17 protein-coding genes are annotated in these 21,562 nt (G+C 41.1%); 10 read left to right on the top strand and 7 right to left on the bottom strand.

The window, feature by feature from the left end; all coding sequences use genetic code 11:
- Window positions 1–87 precede the first annotated feature (87 nt).
- A complete protein-coding gene (locus tag DDT91_RS07440; RefSeq protein WP_187175519.1) occupies window positions 88–2,349 on the top strand; it encodes a patatin-like phospholipase family protein in 2,262 nt (753 codons plus the stop codon).
- Window positions 2,350–2,378: 29 nt separating this feature from the next.
- Here DDT91_RS07440 and DDT91_RS07435 read toward each other — a convergent pair whose 3' ends face one another.
- Entirely contained in the window at window positions 2,379–2,858 is a 480-nt protein-coding gene (locus DDT91_RS07435; RefSeq protein ID WP_187175518.1) for a DUF962 domain-containing protein, read from the bottom strand.
- A gap of 77 nt (window positions 2,859–2,935) precedes the next feature.
- Between DDT91_RS07435 and DDT91_RS07430 the strand changes: the two genes are divergently transcribed.
- From DDT91_RS07430 to DDT91_RS07420, 3 genes are read left to right on the top strand one after another with little or no spacing between them, the layout of a single operon-like run.
- Window positions 2,936–4,063, top strand: a complete 1,128-nt coding sequence (locus DDT91_RS07430; RefSeq protein WP_187175517.1) for an FAD-binding oxidoreductase — start codon at window positions 2,936–2,938, stop codon at window positions 4,061–4,063.
- 51 nt (window positions 4,064–4,114) lie between these two features.
- Entirely contained in the window at window positions 4,115–5,572 is a 1,458-nt protein-coding gene (gene nhaC, locus DDT91_RS07425; protein WP_187175515.1) for a Na+/H+ antiporter NhaC, read from the top strand.
- On the top strand, window positions 5,569–6,174 hold the full coding sequence (locus DDT91_RS07420; protein WP_187175513.1) for a 3'-5' exonuclease: 606 nt from the start codon (window positions 5,569–5,571) through the stop codon (window positions 6,172–6,174). The genes nhaC and DDT91_RS07420 overlap by 4 nt, the downstream gene beginning before the upstream one ends.
- On the opposite strand, the gene DDT91_RS07415 is transcribed toward DDT91_RS07420, so the two are convergent.
- The gene (locus DDT91_RS07415; RefSeq protein WP_187175512.1) at window positions 6,161–6,775 is read right to left on the bottom strand and encodes a YigZ family protein; all 615 of its coding nucleotides are present in this window, start codon (window positions 6,773–6,775) and stop codon (window positions 6,161–6,163) included. The genes DDT91_RS07420 and DDT91_RS07415 overlap by 14 nt on opposite strands.
- A gap of 84 nt (window positions 6,776–6,859) precedes the next feature.
- Between DDT91_RS07415 and DDT91_RS07410 the strand changes: the two genes are divergently transcribed.
- The 3 genes from DDT91_RS07410 to DDT91_RS07400 are packed head-to-tail and all read left to right on the top strand — an operon-like array spanning window position 6,860 to window position 9,144.
- Window positions 6,860–7,300, top strand: coding sequence for an FdtA/QdtA family cupin domain-containing protein (locus DDT91_RS07410; protein WP_187175510.1), 441 nt, complete (start codon window positions 6,860–6,862; stop codon window positions 7,298–7,300).
- Window positions 7,272–8,201: a hypothetical protein gene (locus DDT91_RS07405; RefSeq protein ID WP_187175509.1), complete on the top strand. Its 930-nt coding sequence runs from the start codon at window positions 7,272–7,274 to the stop codon at window positions 8,199–8,201. Before DDT91_RS07410 ends, DDT91_RS07405 begins: the two co-directional genes overlap by 29 nt.
- Entirely contained in the window at window positions 8,194–9,144 is a 951-nt protein-coding gene (locus DDT91_RS07400; RefSeq protein ID WP_187175508.1) for a glycosyltransferase, read from the top strand. The genes DDT91_RS07405 and DDT91_RS07400 overlap by 8 nt, the downstream gene beginning before the upstream one ends.
- Here the strand turns inward: DDT91_RS07400 and DDT91_RS07395 are convergent, their stop codons facing one another.
- Genes DDT91_RS07395 through DDT91_RS07375 form a run of 5 tightly spaced genes read right to left on the bottom strand, consistent with a single transcriptional unit; the run spans window position 9,145 to window position 16,277 of the window.
- Window positions 9,145–10,416, bottom strand: a complete 1,272-nt coding sequence (locus DDT91_RS07395; RefSeq protein ID WP_187175507.1) for a pitrilysin family protein — start codon at window positions 10,414–10,416, stop codon at window positions 9,145–9,147.
- Window positions 10,416–11,630 (bottom strand): type IX secretion system outer membrane channel protein PorV, encoded by a 1,215-nt coding sequence (gene porV / locus DDT91_RS07390; RefSeq protein ID WP_187175506.1) that lies wholly within the window; start codon window positions 11,628–11,630, stop codon window positions 10,416–10,418. Before porV ends, DDT91_RS07395 begins: the two co-directional genes overlap by 1 nt.
- Entirely contained in the window at window positions 11,627–14,860 is a 3,234-nt protein-coding gene (gene porU / locus DDT91_RS07385) for a type IX secretion system sortase PorU (RefSeq protein WP_255502046.1), read from the bottom strand. Before porU ends, porV begins: the two co-directional genes overlap by 4 nt.
- The gene (pssA, locus tag DDT91_RS07380; protein ID WP_187175504.1) at window positions 14,857–15,549 is read right to left on the bottom strand and encodes a CDP-diacylglycerol--serine O-phosphatidyltransferase; all 693 of its coding nucleotides are present in this window, start codon (window positions 15,547–15,549) and stop codon (window positions 14,857–14,859) included. The genes porU and pssA overlap by 4 nt, the downstream gene beginning before the upstream one ends.
- Window positions 15,546–16,277, bottom strand: a complete 732-nt coding sequence (locus DDT91_RS07375) for an MBL fold metallo-hydrolase (RefSeq protein ID WP_370539299.1) — start codon at window positions 16,275–16,277, stop codon at window positions 15,546–15,548. The genes pssA and DDT91_RS07375 overlap by 4 nt, the downstream gene beginning before the upstream one ends.
- On the opposite strand from DDT91_RS07375, the gene DDT91_RS07370 reads away from it, so the two are divergent.
- From DDT91_RS07370 to DDT91_RS07360, 3 genes are read left to right on the top strand one after another with little or no spacing between them, the layout of a single operon-like run.
- Window positions 16,255–17,301 (top strand): FAD-binding oxidoreductase, encoded by a 1,047-nt coding sequence (locus DDT91_RS07370; protein WP_187175503.1) that lies wholly within the window; start codon window positions 16,255–16,257, stop codon window positions 17,299–17,301. The genes DDT91_RS07375 and DDT91_RS07370 overlap by 23 nt on opposite strands.
- 21 nt (window positions 17,302–17,322) lie before the next feature.
- Window positions 17,323–20,625, top strand: a complete 3,303-nt coding sequence (locus tag DDT91_RS07365) for a biopolymer transporter Tol (protein WP_187175502.1) — start codon at window positions 17,323–17,325, stop codon at window positions 20,623–20,625.
- Window positions 20,626–20,638: 13 nt separating this feature from the next.
- Entirely contained in the window at window positions 20,639–21,517 is an 879-nt protein-coding gene (locus tag DDT91_RS07360) for a YicC/YloC family endoribonuclease (RefSeq protein WP_187175501.1), read from the top strand.
- Window positions 21,518–21,562 lie beyond the last annotated feature (45 nt).

Raw genomic sequence — 21,562 nt, 5'->3', positions numbered from 1 at the left:
AATTGGAAAGGGAATGTTGCTCTTTGTAGTTGGGGAAGGTATTTGGAAAAACTAAAAAGATGTATCTTCATTTGACTTCGAGACATTATGAAAGAAAGATTTATTTACAGCTTTCCCATTCAACTTTTTTTGCTTCATCTCAGAAAAAATCTGGCTTTGGTACTGATTTGGGTACTTCTGCTCGGAATCATTCTTGAGCAATTTGGAGTGGTTTTGGGAATTCCTTTTCTTTTTCTTGATCCTGAGTACCTGCATCAAGTTTCCTGGTTGAGCTTTTTCCTAATGGGTGTGGGATTGGCTATCCTCACCATGGCCTTTCACATGACCACCTATATCATGGACGGCCGTCAATACAAGTTTTTGGCCGTGGTCAAAAAACCTTTTATTCATTTTTGCATCAATAATTCCATCTTACCTCTGATTTTTTACATTGTTTACACCATCAAATTCGTTGTTTTTCAGCTCAATAATGACTTACCATCTGACTGGGAGGCTATTCGGTTTTATTTTGGCTTTGTGTTTGGGAGCATTTTGGCGTATTCCTTGATATTTGGATATTTCGGGCTTACCAACAAAGACTTTTTTGTCTTATTCTCTGGAAATCTAGACAAGCGACTCAGAAAAGTAAGAATTACCAGAAAAGGGGCCTTGGGCAGGCTAAGGCCTGGAAGACCTGAAAAGGGTCAGGTACTGGTTTTCCTCAATTTGCGTCTTCAGGTAGAAGAAGTCAGGCCTGATATTTCCCGATTTGAAGCCGCCCATCTGCTTAGGGTCTTCAATCAAAATCATCTCAATTTATTCCTCATTCAGGTTTTTTTGATTGGGGTAGTTCTTTTTTTGGGAGTATTTAAAGAAAAGGAAATTCTTCAGTTTCCGGCAGCTATGAGTGTAACCTTGCTCTTGGCAATTTTGATCATGGTGGTAGGGGCCTTGAGTTTTTGGTTGAGGAATTGGGCGACTTTTGTTGTGTTTTCAATGATCGTTTTGGCAAACTATTTCTCCAATTTTTCATTTCTCAACCGTCCTCATGAAGCTTTTGGGTTGGATTATTCGGAAAGTCCTGAACCTTACACTCTAGCCAGGCTGGATTCATTGACTCATCCGGATACCTTGAAAAAGGACAGAGAGAATATGATTCAGATATTGGAAAATTGGAAGGCTAAATTTCCGTCCGATTCTTTGCCCAAATTGGTAATTGTGGCCGCTAGTGGAGGAGGGCAGCGCTCTGCCTTGTGGACGTTGAGAGTCCTTCAGGCTTTACATCAAATTTCCCATGGGGAAATTACTTCGAAAACAGCGCTATACACCGGTGCCTCTGGAGGCGTGTTAGGAGAAGCTTTTTTCCGGGAAATTTATCTCAGATCACAATCTGACCCCTCTTTTGATCCCATAGATCCAAAATTCTTGGATCAAATTTCTTCGGACAATCTTAATCCCATCATTTTCACTTTATTGGTTAACGACCTGTTGATCCGAAATCAAAAATTTGACTACCGGGGGAGAAGTTATCTGAAGGATAGGGGATTTGCTTTTGAGGAGCAGTTGAACAAAAACACTTTTGGGGTAATGGATAAGCCATTGGATGCTTATTTAGAACCGGAGAGGTTAGCTCAGATTCCTCTTCTTCCGGTTACTTCCTTGGTGACAAATGATGGCAGAAAATTGGTCATTTCACCCCATTCCATGTCGTTTTTGGGAAGTTCGGTTCAAGGAAAAACGGGTCATTATGAAAAAAAGCAATCCATCGATTTTAAGAGATTTTTTGCAAATCATGATTCCGGGAATCTTCGCTTTTTGAGTGCACTTCGAATGTGTGCCACTTTTCCTTTCATCACTCCAAATGTGGAACTACCTTCAACTCCCATGATGAAAACCATGGATACCGGATTGTCAGATAATTTTGGTATTCAGGATGCACTGAGGTTTACGTATGTGTTTCAGGATTGGATAAGAGAGCATACCGGTGGTGTGGTTTTGATCACGATTCGTGATTCGGAAAAATCTGCCGAAATTCCTGTTACTGAACTCCCCAGGATTTTTGAAAAGGTTTTTACCCCACTTAAAAACATTTATATCAATTGGGATAATGTTCAAACTATTCAAAATGAGGTATTATTTAACTATTTGGCTGAGTCCATGCCTTTTTCTGTGGAGAGGATAGAATTTGAATACGCTCCCGAAAAAGTTCAAGTGCAGGAACTGACCGGAACTCAAGTAAATATGCAAAGAGCATCACTTAATTGGAGACTTACTGCAAGAGAGAAAAAATCTATTCTTGATAACATCCATACCCCGGCAAATCAACTGGCGCTCAAAAGGGTTGAAATACTCTTTGGAAGCCCAAAATGATAAAGGCCGGTTTCCCGGCCTCTTTCTCATCAATAGGCAATTCCGATCCGCTTATAAATAAAATGCATTAACCAAGCCGGCCCGACAAGGAGAAATTGAAGATCTTTCAAGAAAGAAGGCTTTTTACCCTCTATTTTATGGCCATAGAACTGGAATATCCATGCAATTGCGAAAATTCCGATCGAGATCAAGGCTAATTTTCCGGGAAATGCGATTTGCAAAAAGTTGGCTAAAGCGAGGCAAAAGGAAGAATAAAGCAACATCCCCAAAGAAAGGGGGACGGATAACGAGACATAATAAATCAGCACTAACAACAGGGCAAGGGTTGCCCAGTTGGCAAAACTCCCCAAGAACGGGAGTAAGTTCATCAGGAAGTCTGAAGGAATGCTGAATATCAGGCCCACTACACTGAAGAAAATCGCCGGCACGCAGATCCAATGAATCAACTTATTGGTCTCATTACGATGACTTTCACCATACTCATCAAGCAGAAGATCTATTTTTCTCATGGTTTTTTGGGTTTAATTGCGGTAGTTTCGGTACAAATTAACCAAAACACACTTCAAAAATTAAATTCTCTCCGAACATGTTGAGCTATTGGGAGCAAAAAAACTTTTTGAATTATGACCTTGTCGTGGTGGGATCCGGATTTACAGGACTTTCCACAGCCATTCACTTCAAAAAGAGTAATCCAAAATCCAGTGTTTTGATACTAGAGCGTGGAGTTTTTCCCACAGGAGCCAGTACCAAAAATGCCGGATTTGCCTGCTTTGGCAGCTTGACTGAGATTTTGGATGACTTTTGGTCCATGAGCCACGAGGAAGTAGTGCAACTGGTTGAAAAACGGTACAGTGGACTTCAGCAAATCAGGAAACAATTTGGAGACAAGTCTCTGAGGTACCAGCATCGGAATGGCTATGAAATCCTGGATGAGGAAAATCTTAAGGCCCTGGATCAACTGAAGGAAATCAACCGCATGCTCAAAAAGATTTTCAAAGACGATGTTTTTTCGGTAGTCAAAAGACCCGGGAAGTTCGGATTTTCAGATCAGGTCAAAGGGGTGGTGAAGAACCGGTTTGAAGGAGAGTTGGATCCTGCAGCTTATTTGGAAGCCCTATGGCAAAAAGCTTCTAAATTGGGAATTCGAATTCTGACTGGTGTTTCTGTCGTGGAAATTGACCATGAGGAAGGAAGAGTGTTGGCTGAAAACAGAGATAAAAACGCCGATTTTGAATTTAAGGCGGGTAAGATCGCTGTTTGTACCAATGCTTTTACCAAAAAAATATGGCCCGAATCTCCCTTAGAGCCGGGCAGAGGCTTGATTTTATTGAGTAAGCCTTTGGGATTTGATTTGGCTTGGAAAGGAGCTTTTCACATGGATAAAGGATATGTCTATTTCCGTGAAATCGATGGAAGACTTCTATTGGGTGGTGCAAGAAACAAGGATTTTGAAAAAGAAAGAACAACTGAATTTTCTGTAAACCCCTCCATCAGGGAGCATTTGGACCGCTTGGCAAAAGAGGTGATTTTTCCTTTTAGAGAATTTGAGTGGGAAATGGAATGGACCGGTATTATGGCCTTTGGTCCCAAGAAATCTCCTATAATTGAGCCTATTGGGAGAAAGTCTGCCGCTGCAGTCAGACTCGGTGGCATGGGTGTAGCCATCGGCTGGCAGGTGGGTAAGGAATTGGCGGGGCTTCTTTCAGAGATGTAATTGATTTTTTTTCTTTAGATTCAAGGCGATTAAACTTCCTAACGAGACTGAATGAAAGGATTGCCGCAAGCTCCCAAAGTGTATGATGCACTGATTCCCCTTGTTTTTTTGATTGTTCTCTTAATCGTCAATATTCGGATTTTTGGGACAGACGGGCTCTCCGGCTCCAATCAGATTGTGCTGGTACTTTCAGCCACAGTGGCGGCTTCCGTGGCTGTATTCAAGTTGGGCTATTCCTGGGATACCCTTCAAGAGGGGATCGTCAGAAGCATCAGTTCTGCCATGAGCAGTATTCTGATCCTCTTTTTGATCGGTGCTTTGGCTGGGACTTGGCTGCTGAGCGGTATTGTACCGGCGATGATTTACTATGGGTTGATGGTGTTGAGTCCGGTCATCTTTTTGTTTGCAGCCTGTTTTATCAGTGCCGTAGTGTCTGTAGCAACAGGCAGTAGCTGGACTACAGTCGCTACAGTGGGTGTGGCACTCTTGGGAATTGGAAAAGCTCTTGGGTTTGAGGAGGGAATCATTGCAGGAGCGATTATTTCCGGTGCGTACTTTGGAGATAAAATGTCCCCCTTGTCTGACACCACCAATCTGGCTCCTGCCATGGCTGGAACTGACTTGTTTACCCACATCCGGCATATGGCCAAGACCACCGTGCCAACGATGTTGATCACTCTTATTCTATTTATTGTAATAGGGCTTAACTATGAGACTTCAGGAAGTGTGGAGGATGTAAAGACCATTTCCAGCGTGATTTCTCAAAAATTCAATATTACTCCCTGGCTTTTTGTGGTACCCGTCGTCGTGCTTGTCATGATTGTCAAGCGTGTACCTGCCTTGCCGGCCTTACTTACAGGGGCTTTATTAGGGGGCGTTTTTGCTTTGATTTTCCAACCAGAGATTATTGCTGAGGTGGCCAATGAGCAAGGTGACTTTTCCTATATCGGCTTCAAGGCTGTCATGATGGCTCTTTTTGGTGAAATCGGAGTGGTGACGGATAATGCGATCGTGAATGAGCTTTTGGTGACTCGGGGGATGGGAGGTATGCTGAACACGATTTGGTTGATTATCTGTGCCATGGTTTTCGGAGGCATTATGGAAGAAAGTGGGATGCTGAAAGTAATGGCAGAAGCTATCATCCGAAAAGTACATCGGGTGGGATCCCTGATCGCCTCCACTGCGGCCACCTGTGTTTTTTTCAATATTACGACTTCCGACCAATATTTGGCGATTTTGGTTCCTGGAAGAATGTATGCTGAAATCTATAAGAAAAGAGGTCTGAAGCCTGAAAACCTCAGCCGAACCTTGGAAGATTCTGCCACTGTGACTTCAGTATTAGTGCCTTGGAATACCTGCGGAGCCACTCAAGCTTCCGTCTTGGGTGTGGCGACATTAACTTACGCTCCTTACTGCTTTTTCAATATTATAAGTCCTTTAATGACCATTTTGTATGGGTATTTGAAGATCGGAATTAACTATTACGAGCCGGAAGAAGAGTTGGTATGATACCCTTTAGCATTAGTAAAGAAGAAATCAATGAGTTGCCATTAGGGCAGTTTGAAGGGAAAATTTATGTCATTGACAAACCTGACCAAGTTGAAGACGCAGTTGATTTTTTGGAAGATCAGCGTGTGATTGGCTTTGACACAGAGACTAAACCTTCATTTCGTAAGGGGCAATTCAATCATGTTTCCTTACTTCAGCTTTCCACCTCAGAGCAGGCTTTTCTATTCCGTCTTCATCGGATCGGATTTCCTCCCCCACTGAGAAATCTGCTGGAAAAAGAGAATCTGGTAAAAATTGGGGCAGCGGTTCATGATGACTTGAAAGCCCTAAGAAAACTTACGGATTCGTTTTATCCGCAATCCTTTTTTGATCTGAACGATGAGTTGAAAAAAGTAGGTTTTCATAATGTAGGAGTAAGAAACCTTTGTGGCATGGTACTCAAAATGAGAATCTCTAAAACGGAACAGGTATCCAATTGGGAGGCTGAAAAACTGACCGAGAAGCAACTTCGCTACGCGGCGACTGATGCTTGGGCTTGCTTACAGATTTTCGAAGTGCTTCGAGAGGAAGGGTACCTTGATGAGTTGTTTAATCGGTATTAAACCTCAGACCTTCGATTTCCTGAAGAATTTCATATACACGGCTTACTTGTCCCTTTCGCATTTCTAAACTCAATTTGCAATCCAACCCCAATTCTTGGTGGGTGATTTCTAGGTTTTCGGATTTTACCAGTTTCATTACTTCATTCATGAAGGGATAGGGAAAGCGGATGTGAATGGTGTCCATGACCCATTTTTTGATGATTTCATTTGACTCAATTGCCATCGCTGCAGCGGTTTTATAGGCTTGAATCAATCCACTCACTCCGAGCTTGGTACCCCCAAAATACCGGATAACTACAATCAAAACTTGAGTCAGCCGATGAGATCGGATCTGTCCCAATATCGGATCTCCTGCGGAATGATTGGGCTCTCCATCATCATTAGCTCTATACCGAGCTCCATTTTGGTCCAAAACCCAGGCATAACAATGATGAGTGGCGTCGAAATATTGTTTTCTTAATGCAGTGAGTTCAGATTTGATACCTTCTTCATTTTCAACAGGAAAGGCGAAGTAGAGGAATTTGCTTCCTCGGTCTTTATGTATCCCTTCACTTTTGCCCGAAAGGGTAAAGTAAGAATCAGGGTCTGGGGTAAAACTCATGTTATTATGAATAGGAAGACTTGAAATTAGAAAATTAACTTTTGGCTAACCTGTAGTTGGTTCGAATTCTCTTAATTTTAGGGAATGCAGCAATCTGAGATTCCAATTTCTTTAGCTCTAGCCTACCCTTACCGGATAGAAATCCCCGGAGTAATATCCTCTTCAGGAGCTGTACATTTCTGGGATAACCAAGAATTGTTCCCCAAAGGGATTTTAAGGTGTTTTTGGATTACTGGAGTCGGAGAAGGAAACATCAGAGGCAATCATGCACATTTAAAAGAATCCCAGGTTTTGGTGCCTTTGTCGGGCCTGGTTCATTTGGAAATACTTAGTCTGGATGGAAAGATTCATTGTTTTGATTTGAATGATCCATCTGAAGGAGTATTTATTCCTCCCCTTAACTGGACTCAAGTTACCTTCATGAAAAACTCAGTGCTTTTAGGACTTTCAGACAGGGAGTTTTCTGAAGAAGACTATATCCGAAATAAATCAGACTTTGAGCGACTTCAAGCCAACTTCCGCTGAGTTTAGGGTACAGTCTCCTTCGAGGAGTTCCTCCACCTATTTTTTGTTGGATTTTCCTTTGTTTGGGAATTTCCAACAGTTGGAGTTTCAATGGGTGAAAAAGGAAAAGGTAAAAGCCAAGGTCCATGTTGCAATTTCGGATTCAGGCGATGCGGTGTCCTTGCCGGGTTTGCCGTTTGGAGGCATTTTGACCGAAGGGAGTATTAAAACGGATGAATTGGAACAGTTTATTTTTGAAACTGTAGAGGATTTAAGAAGAAGATCCTGTACTTCTTTTTCAGTAATTCAGCCTCCAAAACCATACGAGCCACTCTCACAACTAATCGAGAATATTCTTTTCAAAATGGGATTTGTTCAGGAGAGCGTACAAAGCCATCAGTTTTTTCTGGGAAAAAAGAGAATTAAAAAACAAGCCAAGACCTTTGAAGAGAAATTGAAAAAGGAGGAAGAGAAATCTGACACCTCTGTAATCAAGGGTAAGATTTCTAATTTTAATTTTCTTCAGGATATCAAAAAGTGGAACAGTGACCGTGGGTACCAAATGGCATTTGATGAGAATAGACTCATTCAGCAAGTATCCCTATTTCCTGACCGGTATTTTCAGATAAGTGTCCTATGTAAAAGTAAACCTGTAGCACACGCTGTGGCGGTTAAATTGATGCCTGAATCCCTTTATTATTTTCTTTCTGCCATTGATCCAAAAGCTAAAATTCCCAATTGTGGGGATAGAGTACTCCACAGCCTGTTTCAACTTGCAGCTGAGCAAAAATCTGAATTTATCGACTTGGGTTCTTCTGAAACTGAATCTGGAATCAATCATGGATTGATGTTCTTTAAATCACGATTTTCAAACGATATTAGTAACAAAGTCACTTGGAAATTGAGATTCAGACATGAATGATTCTGAAAAGGTAACGGTCATTTGTATTGCCTACAATCATGAAAGATGGATTGAGGAAACATTGGAGAGCGTCAAGCAGCAGGATTATTATGCAAAGGAATTGATAGTGATAGACAATGGAAGTACTGACAATACAGCAGAGATTATCAGAAATTGGGCGAATAAAAGTGCAGGATATTTACCTGTTCAGACTTTTTTCTATAAAGAAATGCAGCCGTATTGTCGTCTTTTTAATGAATTTCTGAACAAGGTCGGAGGTCAATATTTAGTTGATTTATCTGGAGATGATGTGTTATACCCTGAGCACCTTTCGATTTCGGTACGAGGCCTGAGAAATGCTCCATTTGCGGCCTTTGTGTTTTCAGATGCTTACATAATCGATGAAAAATCCGAGGTAAGGACTTTTTACCAAAGAAATTCGGCTGGTGAACTTAAAGAGGAGATTGAATTGGCCAATATTTATGAGACTTTGATCAGGAGAAATTTTATTTGCTCCCCGACGATGGTTTTCAATACGGCCATTCTTCGAAAGGAAGGCGGATATGATGAAAATCTTTACTATGAAGATTTTGACATTCAAATCAGGCTGGCCAGAAACTATCCCGTCATATTTTCAGACCACATTGGGGTCTTGAAGAGAAAACATGCCCGATCCATGTCCGCTGCTCAATATGATCGCTATCAATCACAAATGTTGCCTAGTACTGTAAAAGTGTGTTCCAAAATTCAACTGATGAATATTTACCCGGAGGAAAATAAAGCTCTGGGAGAGAGAATCTTGTTTGAATTGAAGCATGCCTTATGGTCAGGGAATTTTGAACCGGCCAAAGAGTTGGTACAAATGGGTGAAAATCTTGGTCTTAAAAGCCCTAAATTTTGGCTGTATAGACTTTGGGCAAAGAAGAAATGGGATATTTCTTGGCTTTATGTCAAATTGACCTAATTAACCAACAGCAACCTCCACAAAGGAGGACTTTGAAAAATACAGTTGCCCAATTTTTAATAAATCATCGGCAGTGAATTTCTTAAGGAATTCAAGTTTCTTTTGGTAAAAAGAAAAGTCTAAACCAGAATGATGTACGGCTCTAAAACGATCCATTAAGTCAAAAGAAGAACTGAACTTTGAGAGCATTTGGCCGATTAGGTAATTCCGGACGATTTCCAGCTCTTCTTTACTTACGGGTTCTTGGGTTAGCTTTTTTATTTCCTGGTAGATCTCCGCTACTACTTCCTCTTTAAATGCTTTTTGTACATCTGCTCCTATTACCCAGTAGTTGTAATCTCCTATTTCTACCAAGGAAGATGAAATTCCATAGGTATGCCCTTTGTCCTCCCGTATATTTTTTACCAGCCTAGATCCAAAATAGCCTCCTAAAATGGTGTTGAAAACAGAAAGCGCATGAAAATCAGGATGAGATTTTGGAATCGACCAATCCCCCAGTCTGATACTGCTTTGAAGCGCATCTGGTCTTTCTTCTTTTAAGGAAAAAGTAGTTTTGGGCGTGATGATTGACTTTGTTTCTGACTTCCTTCTTTTTGGGATTGAGCTAAGAATGGATTTGAATTCTTTTAGTTCAGAATCGTCCAAATTGCCACAAAGGAAAATTTCGCAATCCTGCCATAGGTGGTTTTCATAATACGAATTGACTAAATCTCTTTGGATCACATCTACGTGAGCCTCGACAATCTCCTGACCAAATGGATGTTCGAAACCAAACAAGGCGCTCCTGAAAAGTTGACTTGCTCTAGAAGAGGATTTTTCTTTTTCAAGCTTAAGACTGAGTTTGCGCTGCGATTTTCTTTTTTCAAGGCTTTCCTCGGGAAAAACGGCTTCTGTAAATAAAGAAATAAAAACCGGCAATACTTCGCGTATGTGTTTCTTGGTACTCAGAAGACTAATCCCCTCATGAGAAAAAGAGAGATGTGGATGAACTTCAGAGGCGTGAAAATCAAAAAATTCGGAAAGTTGATGTTCAGAAAAATCTTTGGTTCCCTCCAATAGCATTTGGAGAGTAAAGGACGGGACAAGAGAGTGGGCTAGTGACAAATCATTTCTTGCACTTTTGCCGATTACCTCAAGTTTTACCGCGTCTATGAAGGGAGTGGGTGTAAAGTATAAGGTTACCCCTGATTTTAAAAGATGGCCGGATGGATTGGATAATACAAAATCCTCCGGAATGTTGAATTCAGGTGCTTTCGATCTGTCTAGGCCCATTAATTGGAGGCAATTGTGTAGCGAAGGGTAAACCTGAGAGTTTCTGCTAAAGGGTGATTTTGAACCTGAGGCACTAAATATGAAAAATCCAATCCTAGGCGCTGCAAGTTGAATCCCAAACCCATGGTGAAGTACTTTCTTCCCCCTTTGGTTTTGTCTTCATAGAAGTATCCTGTCCTCAGTCCAAACTTTTGGGCATAAAGGTATTCTACTCCAAATGATAGTGTAAATTCTCTCATTTCCTCTTCAAAGCCCCCGGGAGCATCAGAGAATGATCCGAACATTCCCGAAATCAATGACCTATTAGGATCCTCTCCGGCAGCAATGATCAATTCTCCGTTTTCATCTGTAGCTAACGTGCCATCAGGATTCGTGGCATAGATGGGTGGAGTGGGAACCAACAGTTTATTGGCGTCTAAAATAAATGTCAGGGAGTTGTTTTCGTCAAAATTGACTTTGTAGGCTGTACCTATTCTAAAATTGGTAGGGATGTAATCTAGGTCCTCAGCACTGTTGTAGGTGATTTTTGGTCCTATGTTGGTTATGGTTGCACCCCAAGACCAGGTTCCTTCTTTAGATCCTACGAATATGGGCTTTTGATAATATAGGCCAATGTCAGCACCTACGCCTATTCCTGGCTTAGCTTCACTCCCTCCAGTGGAGGAAATGTTTCCAGAAAGGTTTGAGTAAATAAACCTAGCAGAGATCCCAAGGCCAAAATTGGAAGAAAGTTTACGGGAATACGTACCTCCTAAGGCAATGTCTCTTGGGTTGAATTCACCTATTGGATTTCCTCTTCCGTCAGTTAATTCAATATCTCCCATATTGAAGTACCTCATGTCAAATCCCCAAGCAGAGTTCTCATCTATTTTCTTAAATCCGGTAAGATAAGAGACAGACATATCATTGACCAATTTGCCAAGCCAAGGAGAATAAGAGAGTGAAAATCCCATATCCTCTTTAATAAAGGCAAGTTTACCCGCATTCCAGTGTGCCGAATTGGCATCTGGAGAGGTGGCCACTCCGACATCTCCCATCGCAGAATGTCTGGAGTCTGGAGCGAAATTCAAAAAAGGCACAGCTGTAGTAATTACCCTTCGGTTGGGATCCTGTCCTGAGATGATTACACTGTTTTGTGCAAAAGAAGAAAATCCAGCCAAGGCAAAAACTAAAACGAATAAGCTTTTCCTGCTTAAGATGGCCTTTTTATTCATTGAATCAACAGTTTTCCACTTGCCGTGTCCGAAGTCAAATCAGATTCTGAGCGTAGTGTTAGTTTGTAAATATAAGTTCCTTTCCCTGGATATTTTGTTTTGCTTTGGAAAAAAATCCAATGCCAATTATCAATAATTTCTTCAGCTTTGACAAAACGTCTGGATTCAGAAAATAGTATTTGTCCAGTCGAGGAATAAACTTCCAAGATACCCAATAGGTTTTCGCCGGGTCGATTATGACGGAACAAAAAAGTGCTTTTTTCGGACGAAGGATTAGGGTAAACCTGATGTTCGATTATTCTCAAAGTTTCGCTGCCCCTGACTTCTATGGAAAACGATAGTTCGCCTTTGTTTCCGGCATTATCCCATGCAGCTATCTGAATTTGATTGAGCCCTTCTTGTAAATCTTTGATTACCAAGATTACTTGTCCTTTTTGGAAACCGCCTTCAAGGGATTTGAAAAGTTCACTAATCGGAATGGGGGGGCTTTGGTTAATTTGTACTCTTAGAATTTGGTCACTGTTTTGATTTGATACATAAATTCCACTCAAATCATAAAAATCGGCAGTGAGCTCAACTTGTCGGGAAGAACTAACGAATGGAGTCTGCCTTGTTCTAGCAATACTTACCTGGATTTCAGGGCCTATCAAGTCTGAACTTTGAGATGTTTGAGGACCACCTAGGTTGAGTTGTTCAAATCCTGTTGCTTGCATCCGGTTATTCGAGTCCCATGCTATGATTCTCAAATTACCTTTCCTAAATTCTTCACCCAGGTCTACAGGGGCTTTTATTTGACCAGAGAATTTTCCGTTTTTCACTTCTCCTTTTCCTTTGAAAAGGATTCGGTTTTCATCTTCAAATTCAAAAGGGGAATTTTCATCTCCCAAGGTGGAGATTACTTCAGGCTGGTCTCTTAATTCAAGCTGAAATTCTCCGCTAAAATTTGGAATATGGGCGCTTGATATAGGGTCTATGACAGTTCCTGATAGCTGGATTGCCTGTGAAGGACGAACAGAATCAACTTCGATACCGGTTTGAAGATCTTCTATTTTTTCAATCTTAACACCCAATTCCGCATGGGCTAAATTCAAGCTTGGATCTCCTAGAAGTGAGAAATTCCTGTTAAAAGATCCATTGAGGCTTTTATTCTTGGTGTTTTTAAAAATGGCACCAAGAGTTTGATACTTATGGTTTTCTTTTTTGAATACCTCTTCAATAAATGCCTGGTTCAGAGTGAAATTGACACTACTAAAGACGGGTCTGCCTGTGCTTAGTAGTCCCATCGCTCCTTTGCCTTTGGCAAAAAGCAATTCTTCCGCGGCGGAACGGATAAATGGACTGTCGTGGCGTCCAAATTCGCAGGTAGCGGTCATCCAAAGAGCCAATTGATCCTGAGGAGCCCAATTTTCTATGTCTTGAACGTTGAAAATTTCTTCAGCAGTTAGCGTGGTTTCATTGCCATGTCCAATGTAGTTCAGGATCAAAGTTCCAGAATCAAGGTTCTTTTCCAAAGCTGCCCTCATCCCTGCCGATCGCTGGAAGTTTCCTGTTTTTTCCTGCTCAAAACGGTCTAAATAAAGCTTTTCAAGCTTGTAAAAAGGATGATTTTTGGTCAAAAATCGGGCATGAACTTCTGCATCTCGCATGTGGATGGAATTGTCACCGTCATCTGCAAGGAAGTTTAAGGTGGGATTAAAAGGCAGGGAATAACTGGCGTTTTCATAGCGGATCAATTTCTCTACCCATGAGTTTGCCTCTTCAAATGTGATTGCAGGCACTCTTCCCACTCCAATTTGGAGGGCTTCATCTCCTTCCCTTGATTCTTCCCATTGACCTTGTCCCCATTCGATCAACGCGAAGTAGTCATCCGAACTGAAGGTACGCAAAGGATCGAGGCTATTTCGGCTGGTGTAAATAGGGACTAAATTGGGTCTGCCCCCAAGTTTTCTTTTATAATCAAATGTTCCCTTTCCGAGGATTAGCACATGTTTTAACTGTTTACCCCAATGGTATCGCCAAGCGATAAAATTGCGAATGGCCGTTACATCACGGTTACCATAACCAAATGCATCAAATATCTGAGAAGTTGTCACCACTTCCGTTTGGACTCCTCTGCTGATTTTGTGGTCTCTAAGTTTGGAAGCTACCGATTGAAGTTGAGGAGAGGTGATAATGACTAATTCGGGGGAGCTTTGGGGATTTAAGTCCAAAGAGACAGGCTGAAATGAGGCGATTGATTTTACAGTGGAGGGAGAAAAGATGACCCACTTTTTACCTTTTGCAGAATTTCCGGAGGAATAGGCAATAGGAGAAAAGAAATTGCTGATTTCCCACATTTTACGCCCTATGGCAAATTGAATGGCTTCTTCTTTCTCCCCATAATATACTCCTTCACTTAGAGTTGAATTTTGGTAGGGAATGGCCACTGATAGGTAGTCTAGGTAACCAGCCCCAGTCCCTTGGTAGGTATATCTGATTTGACTCAGCCTATTGTTGACCGGAAAAAAATCCAATTGAATAAGTTCTTCGCGGCCCTTTATACCATAAGTGGTATTTGGTATTGGATTGAAATTGATTTCAGTTAAGAGATCCGCAGAGGAGAAAAGTCTCATTTGGGCAACGGAAGTGGGTTGAGCCATTATCCTTGTAGCCAATATCCAAGGAGCATTACTGGTAGAAGTGATGCCAAAGTTGACAGTAAGGCTTTGTCCTTGTCGGATTGGATCCGAATACCATGATCTTCCGGAGTTAAGCAGATTGGTTTTTTCTTCCTTAAAGCTTTTGATCACGTACCAAATCTGATTGGGATCGGCGGAATCCATTGAACCGGGAATTTCGGTTATCCTTTTAGGAGCATTTTTTCTTCCAAGTAGATAAGTGAGTGAGTCCGAATAAAGATGGTGTTCGTAATGGATGGTCTTCTGTTCTGTCAAGTAGGCTTGGTTGGGGCCCTCGAGGAAAAAAAACAAATTTTCCCCATCACGGAGGGCTGGAATTTCTTGGAGTTTCAACTGTGTGGAGTCAAGGACTTGGGGAAGCATTCCTGGATACCCAAAAACCGCAATCTCGTCCAATCCGACGAAACCCGCCTGCTGTGCTTGAGAAGAGGTGATTCTGTAAATCCCAGATTCAGTAATGGAAAATTTCACAAAAGAATTCTGAGCAAAAGCTGGAATTAGGATAACTCCAAAAAATAAATTGAAAATACATAAAAAGGCGTTTTTACTCATTCACTTCCACTGACTTGCTCCAAAATCGATAAAGCAATATACGCTAAAATTAAAAGTGGGATACCTGCAAGTTGAATCCAAGCAAAAGACACAATTCCAGTAACAATCAATAGGTAACGAAACTTGTTATTCCCAAATCCAAAGTTTTTGAATTTCAATGCGATCAATGGCAATTCAATAATCAAGAGGATTGAAAAAATCCAGGCAATGATGACCAAGCTGGTAGGTTGGGTGATCAACTGGCCAAAAGCGGGCCATTGAAGTGCCAAGTAGGGTAGTGTGGAAATAAACAGTGCGTTAGCAGGAGTGGGAAGACCTAGGAACCGATCGCTTTGTCTAGTGTCCAAGTTGAACTTTGCCAGCCGGTAGGCCGAAAGCATCGGGACAATCAATGTCAAATAGGGTAACCATTCCTGGTCAGAATGGGATTTTGCCATTGAAAAAAGAATTACCCCCGGCAAAACTCCAAATGATACCACATCTGCAAGGGAATCCAGTTCTTTACCAATGGCACTTTGTACTTTTAGTAATCTGGCTACAAAACCATCAAAAAAATCAAATGTTGCAGCGATCAAAACAAAATATGCCCCATGCATAATCTTGCCATCCAGGACCTGGATGATTCCCATCACTCCAAAAAAAAGATTAAGGAGAGTTAAAGTATTTGGTATATGGGCCTTGATTTTCAATAGACTGCTCTTTCTCCGACAAATGGATTATGGATTTTTTCAAAACCGATGGTGGTTTCTGGACCATGACCTGGGAAAACTACGGTGGAATCTGGAAGGCTGAAAAGTTGACTTTTTATTTTGGATAGAAGAAGTTGATGGTTGCCTCCGGGAAGATCTGTCCGGCCAATACTGCCTCTAAACAAGGTGTCTCCTCCAATACAACGATGGCTGCTCTCATGGTAGAAAACCAAATGACCAGGGGAGTGTCCGGGAACATACAGGGTCTTTAGGATTTCTTCACCGACTTGGATTTCCTGGCCTTCTTCAAGAAATCTACCTGCCTCTGTAGATTCATATCCAAAGAATCCATAGGTAGGAGCATAGACTTCCACTGACTTTAAAACAGAAACCTCATTGGGATGTATTTGTAAGTCGACATGGAATTGTCTGATAGCCCAAGCATTTCCCAAAACATGGTCGATATGACAATGGGTGTTGAGGAGTTGGGAGACCTTCAATCCTTCAGATAGAATAAAATCTTCCAATTCTTTCCGCTCTCCTGAGGTATGACAGCCCGGGTCAATCAATGCGGCGATTCCGGAATCATCATACACCAAATAGGTGTTTTCCTGAAATGGATTGAAGGTGAAGCACTTAATATGAAGCATCTCAAAAGTCCTCGTGATCTGGACAAAGTAAGGAATATTGGAGTTAATTTGGACTATGGAAATTGATTTTTTAATCATTGGACAAGGGCTGGCAGGTACAGCATTGGGATACCGTCTTATCAAAGAGGGGAAGAGCGTCATGCTTTTTGATCAACCCGATCAGAACAAAAGCAGCAGAATAGCGGCAGGTCTGTACAATCCCGTAACCGGGAGGAAAATGGTGAAAACCTGGATGGGAGAAATTCTCTTTCCTGAGATCCAGCCATTTTACAGAGAGTTGGAAGAATTGACAGGAAGCAGTTTTTTAAATTCAAGGAAAATCTATAGACCCTTTTTGTCAATCGAAGAGCAAAACGAGTGGATGGGACATTCCAGTGATCCTGATATTCAGCAGTTCATTGAAAAGATTTATACAGAAAGTCAATATCCTGAGCTTAAAGATCCTTTTGGAGGAGTTTTGCTGAAAATGTCAGGTTGGCTGGACATCAACCAACTTCTCGATAAAATGGCCGAATTTTTCCAAGATAGATTGGTGAAAGAGGAATTTGAGGAAGAAGCTCTGAATCAAGAATCATTTGGTTGGAATTACAGGGGTGTTCAGGCTAAGAAGTTGATTTACTGTAATGGGGTTGCTGCTCAGAATTCTCGTTTTTTTTCATTTTTACCTTTTGCTCCGGTAAAGGGTGAGATTCTTGAGGTCGTACAGTCGTTTAATCCTGAATTTATTGTAAACAGGGGCGTGTTTAGAGTTCCTTTGGGAAATGGAACCTTTCGGGTAGGATCAACCTATACTTGGCACGATTTGGATCAGGGCCCTACTGAAACCGCCAGAAAAGAACTTCTTGAGAAATTGACCGAGGTAGTAAAAGTGGAGGTAAACGAAGTGACTTCTCATAAATTCGGAATCCGTCCGGCTACAAAAGACAGAAAGCCATTTTTAGGAAAACATCCAACAGAGGAAAGCGTTTACATATTCAATGGTTTTGGAGCTAAAGGGGTATCTTTAATTCCGTATTTTAGCCAGCAGATGGTAGAATACCTCCTAGACTCAAAGCCTTTGGTCAAAGAAGTGGATATCAAAAGGTATTTTAAGTATATTTAAAACTTATCAATTCTTTCTCGAATGCGAATTTTGGTTTTTCGATACCTAATCTTATTAACATTACTGTTCACGATTTCCCATGCTAGGGCTCAGTTTGATCAGGAACGATTTGGCAAAAACCGGGTGCAGCATAAAGAAATCAAGTGGTATTTTTATGCTTCCAACAATTTTGAAGTCTATTACTACGACCGGGGTGGGCCAAATGCCAAGATGGCGATTGATTTTTTGGAGTCTGAGTTTGATAAAATCACACAAAGCATTGGTTATGTGGCTTACACCAAACCAAAGATTTACATCTACAATTCCCCCGAAGAAAGGCTTCAGAGTAATTTGGATCTGAATGCCCAGCAGTATACAGAAGAGGGGCAGACCAAGTTCACCCGTTTAATTGCCGAAGTAGCGTACAAGGGTCGAATGGATCTGTTTAAGGAAGATATCATTTATGCCACGGCAAAAGTAATTATCAGAGAAATGCTCTACGGCGCCTCAGTGGCTGATGCATTCCAAGCTAATTTGGTCAATGATTTTCCGGATTGGTATGTGGACGGTGTAGCTCTTTATTTGGCAAAAGGCTGGAGCAGGGAGATGGATGATTTTATTCGGGATTTTTTAAAGGATAATTCCAATCCTAAAATCAGAAATTTGACTGGGGTTGAAGCAGGTTTGGTAGGACAATCTATATGGAACTACATCGCTGAAAAGTATGGTAGAAGATATGTTTCCAGTATTCTGAATCTTTCAAGAATTAACAGAAATGAGGAAAATAGTATTGCCAATACGATTGGATTAAATGCTAAGTCTTTCTTCTTGGATTGGCAGCAATTTTATTTAAAGATAAATGAGCCAGTCTATGCCTCTTTTAAACAGGTAGATCCTCAAAACGCAATCGCACTGACCTCCTCCAGAGTAGATGGGGCTATTTCAGATATAAAATTCAGCCCGGATGGATTGCAGCTTGCCTATGTTATCAACAATGCGGGTAAATTTAAGGTCATAGTAAGGGATTTGTCCTCAGGTACAGAACAGACCGTTTTTCAGGGAGGAGCCAAACACGAAGAACTCCCTCCGAATCTGAGTTCTCCTGTGATTGCTTGGAGAGACTCGGCAAATATTGCGATCGCTTCATTCAAAAGAGGGTTCACGACACTAAGACAACGTTCCATCGACGGTACTTCTCAGGATAAAATCTTTCTTAGAAATATTACCCAGATTTTGAGCCTGGACTTCAATGAGTCTGGAAGGAATATGGTGCTTTCTGCTATTTCCAATGGGCGTACGGATATTTATACCTTAAATGTTAGAGGTCAGGGCAAAAGGTTGACAAATGATTTGTTTGATGACCATACCCCTGTTTTCCTTAATGATTCTACGATAATCTACTCGACAAACTTTACGGAACTCCCCGATTCCGTACTGACCGCCACCCCTGACATTAAAGTGCTTCCCAATCAGTACAACCTCTTCATGGCACAGGTGCTTAAAGACACAACGGTCTTTACCAAGATAACCAATGCAAATAGTAAGAACCTGAGGCCAAGAAAGGTAAATAGCAATACCTTGCTGTATCTCAGTGATTTAAGTGGGATCACTAATGTCATGAGGCATAATGTGGGTAGTCAGATTTCTAATCAGATTACAGCTTTTGACAAAAGCATCGAGGTTTTTGATGTGACTAGTCGGATGAATAAAATTGCTTATGCCGTAAGAAACGGTAAAGAATCTTACCTTTTTGTAGAGGGGTATAGCGGTGCTGACCAGTTCACTCCTAGTACTCCAAGGGTGCAATTGGCCCAGGCAAAAGATCTCAACGAAAGATTGGCTGCTAGAAGATTGCTGGAATCAAGAACCCAGACTCCTCAACCCACTGCGGTCCAACCTGCCCCTGAAGTACCGAAACCCAATGTGGTTTTGGATACTACCAAATCCAGAACCTCATCCATTAATTTGGATAGGTTGAGATTTGAATCCAGGAAAGGTATTAATACAGATAATTATGTCTTTGATACGTTGCCTCCTACAGGCGTGGCTCAACAACAGCAGACTGGAGATGTCAGACCCGACTTGAATAGGACTAATTTATTGGAGTCATTCAGGAAACAGTCTCTCCAAAAAAGAGTCTCAGGACCACGTGAGATGGAACCTCAATTTTTCACCAATAATATCAATACCCGTTTTGTAGTTGACCCTTTGAGAGGCTTTGGGATAAGCCTAAACGGTAAAATGACTGATATTTTGGACAATCATATATTCATGGGAGGGATCATGACTTCCTTGGATTTCAATTCCGGTGGAGATGTGTGGTTTGAATATGAATACTTGAAATCCAGGCTGGACTTTAGAGGGAGATTTGACAGGAAGACGGTCCGAGTTCAAGAAAGTGATATTACTTTTCAAAAGTATGTGCTCACCAAGGTCGAGGCTGGGGTTTCCTATCCATTAAATATTCATTCTAGGGTCTATGCAGCACCGTTTTTGGCTAAATCACAATACTTTAATTTGAATCCTGATTCGATTATTTATGGTCAAGTACCTGAGCAAAACAGATTCGATGTCAATTATTTAGGAGGAAAGGCTGAGTTTGTTTATGACCGAACAGAACCCATGGGGCTTTATTCCTTTACAGGCACTAAAGGAAAAGTCGGATTTATGCATTACCAAGGTATGAATCATGGCAATCGTTCATTTAGTAATTTTTACTTAGACATCCGTAATTATCAAAAAATTCACAAAAACATCATACTGGCATCCAAGCTTTATTACGGGTCTTTTATGGGTCCAAACCCTCAAAATTATTTGGTCGGAGGCATGGACAATTGGTTGTTTAATGAGTTTTACAATCCTCCAAGCAATAGACCTGAACCATCACCTGTGAGGAATCCAACTGGTACGGAAAACTCCAACATACTTTTTGCGGACTTTGTGGATTTAAGGGGATATGATTACGATGAAATAAGGGGAAGAAATGTTTTCACCTTCACGACTGAACTTCGGTTACCTTTGTTTTCTTACCTAACAAGAGGAAATATTTCTTCCAATTTTGTAAGAAACTTCCAGCTTGTTGGATTTTATGACATCGGATCTGCTTGGAACGATTCGGCACCCTGGGAAAGGGTGAATGATCAAAATACTGAAGTGATTAATACTCCCGGCTCTCCATTTGTTATCGTATTGAATAATTTCAATAATCCTTGGTTACAGAGCTATGGGGCTGGCTTGAGAACTGTATTGTTGAATTATTATGTCAAATTTGATGTAGCTAGGCCTGTTCGAAACTATCAATCTGAAGACCTGAAGTTTTATTTTACTTTAGGCTACAATTTCTAATCTTAATTTATTTATGATCAAATCTATGACCGGCTTTGGGGTTGCCGGATTTGAGAATGAGCACATGGTGATCCAAGTAGAGGTTCGCTCGCTCAACTCAAAGTTTTTGGATCTCGCAGTCCGAAGTCCTCGTCAGTTCTCCGATAAAGAGCCTGAAATCAGAAACTTGGTACAGTCTGTTTTGGATCGGGGAAAAGTCAGCATTTCCATTGAATTTGTCGCAAAAGGAGTTCAAAACCTCCCGGTCAGTATTAATGAGGATTTGTTCAAAACCTATTTTTTGGAGTTTAAAAGGCTAGCCGAATCGGTAGGCGAGGTATCTACTGATCTTTTCAAATTATCGCTTCAAGCTCCCAATGTGATGATCAGTGTTCCGATCGATAGGGAAGAAAGTGAGGATTGGGAGCAGGTGAAGCTGGTTTTGGAAGAGGCATTGAAAAAATGTGACAACTTTAGGAAAGATGAGGGAGCCTCCCTTTTTCAAAAGCTGAAAGAAAATATTGAGATTATCAGGACTGGATTGTCAAAAATCAAAGCAGATGAGTCCAATCGAAAAGAAAAAATCCAGACAAGAATAAGAGGACATTTTTCCCAATGGATGGATGAAAACTCGTTTGATGCCAATCGTTTTGAGCAAGAATTGATTTACTATTTTGAGAAAATTGATATCACGGAGGAAATTGTAAGGTTAGAGACGCATCTGGATTATTTCCTGAAATCCATGGATCAGGAAGTTAATCAAGGTAAAAAACTTGGATTTATCAGTCAGGAAATCGGTAGAGAGATCAATACAATCGGTTCAAAGGCGAACGATGCTGAAATTCAAAAGCATGTCATTCTGATGAAGGATGAACTTGAAAAAATCAAAGAGCAATCTCTAAATGTGCTTTAACATTCCGAAAGAGGGTTTTAGAATAAGGTTTTTTAACTAAGTCTA

The organism is Algoriphagus sp. AK58 (assembly GCF_014324365.1).
In the GTDB taxonomy this organism is placed as follows: Bacteria; Bacteroidota; Bacteroidia; order Cytophagales; family Cyclobacteriaceae; genus Algoriphagus.
Note: the sequence above shows the minus strand (reverse complement) of the source record. Positions and strands in the feature narration are given on the sequence as shown.

Excerpts from the sequence above, each read along its gene's own strand:
- DDT91_RS07435 (WP_187175518.1), bottom strand. The coding sequence starts at position 2,858 with ATGAGAAAAATAGATCTTCTGCTTGATGAGTATGGTGAAAGTCATCGT.
- porV (WP_187175506.1), bottom strand. The coding sequence starts at position 11,630 with ATGAATAAAAAGGCCATCTTAAGCAGGAAAAGCTTATTCGTTTTAGTT.
- DDT91_RS07430 (WP_187175517.1), top strand. The coding sequence starts at position 2,936 with ATGTTGAGCTATTGGGAGCAAAAAAACTTTTTGAATTATGACCTTGTC.
- nhaC (WP_187175515.1), top strand. The coding sequence starts at position 4,115 with ATGAAAGGATTGCCGCAAGCTCCCAAAGTGTATGATGCACTGATTCCC.
- DDT91_RS07440 (WP_187175519.1), top strand. The coding sequence starts at position 88 with ATGAAAGAAAGATTTATTTACAGCTTTCCCATTCAACTTTTTTTGCTT.
- porU (WP_255502046.1), bottom strand. The coding sequence starts at position 14,860 with ATGAGTAAAAACGCCTTTTTATGTATTTTCAATTTATTTTTTGGAGTT.
- DDT91_RS07410 (WP_187175510.1), top strand. The coding sequence starts at position 6,860 with ATGCAGCAATCTGAGATTCCAATTTCTTTAGCTCTAGCCTACCCTTAC.
- DDT91_RS07365 (WP_187175502.1), top strand. The coding sequence starts at position 17,323 with ATGCGAATTTTGGTTTTTCGATACCTAATCTTATTAACATTACTGTTC.
- DDT91_RS07415 (WP_187175512.1), bottom strand. The coding sequence starts at position 6,775 with ATGAGTTTTACCCCAGACCCTGATTCTTACTTTACCCTTTCGGGCAAA.
- DDT91_RS07400 (WP_187175508.1), top strand. The coding sequence starts at position 8,194 with ATGAATGATTCTGAAAAGGTAACGGTCATTTGTATTGCCTACAATCAT.
- DDT91_RS07420 (WP_187175513.1), top strand. The coding sequence starts at position 5,569 with ATGATACCCTTTAGCATTAGTAAAGAAGAAATCAATGAGTTGCCATTA.
- DDT91_RS07395 (WP_187175507.1), bottom strand. The coding sequence starts at position 10,416 with ATGGGCCTAGACAGATCGAAAGCACCTGAATTCAACATTCCGGAGGAT.
- DDT91_RS07375 (WP_370539299.1), bottom strand. The coding sequence starts at position 16,277 with ATGATTAAAAAATCAATTTCCATAGTCCAAATTAACTCCAATATTCCT.
- DDT91_RS07370 (WP_187175503.1), top strand. The coding sequence starts at position 16,255 with ATGGAAATTGATTTTTTAATCATTGGACAAGGGCTGGCAGGTACAGCA.
- DDT91_RS07360 (WP_187175501.1), top strand. The coding sequence starts at position 20,639 with ATGATCAAATCTATGACCGGCTTTGGGGTTGCCGGATTTGAGAATGAG.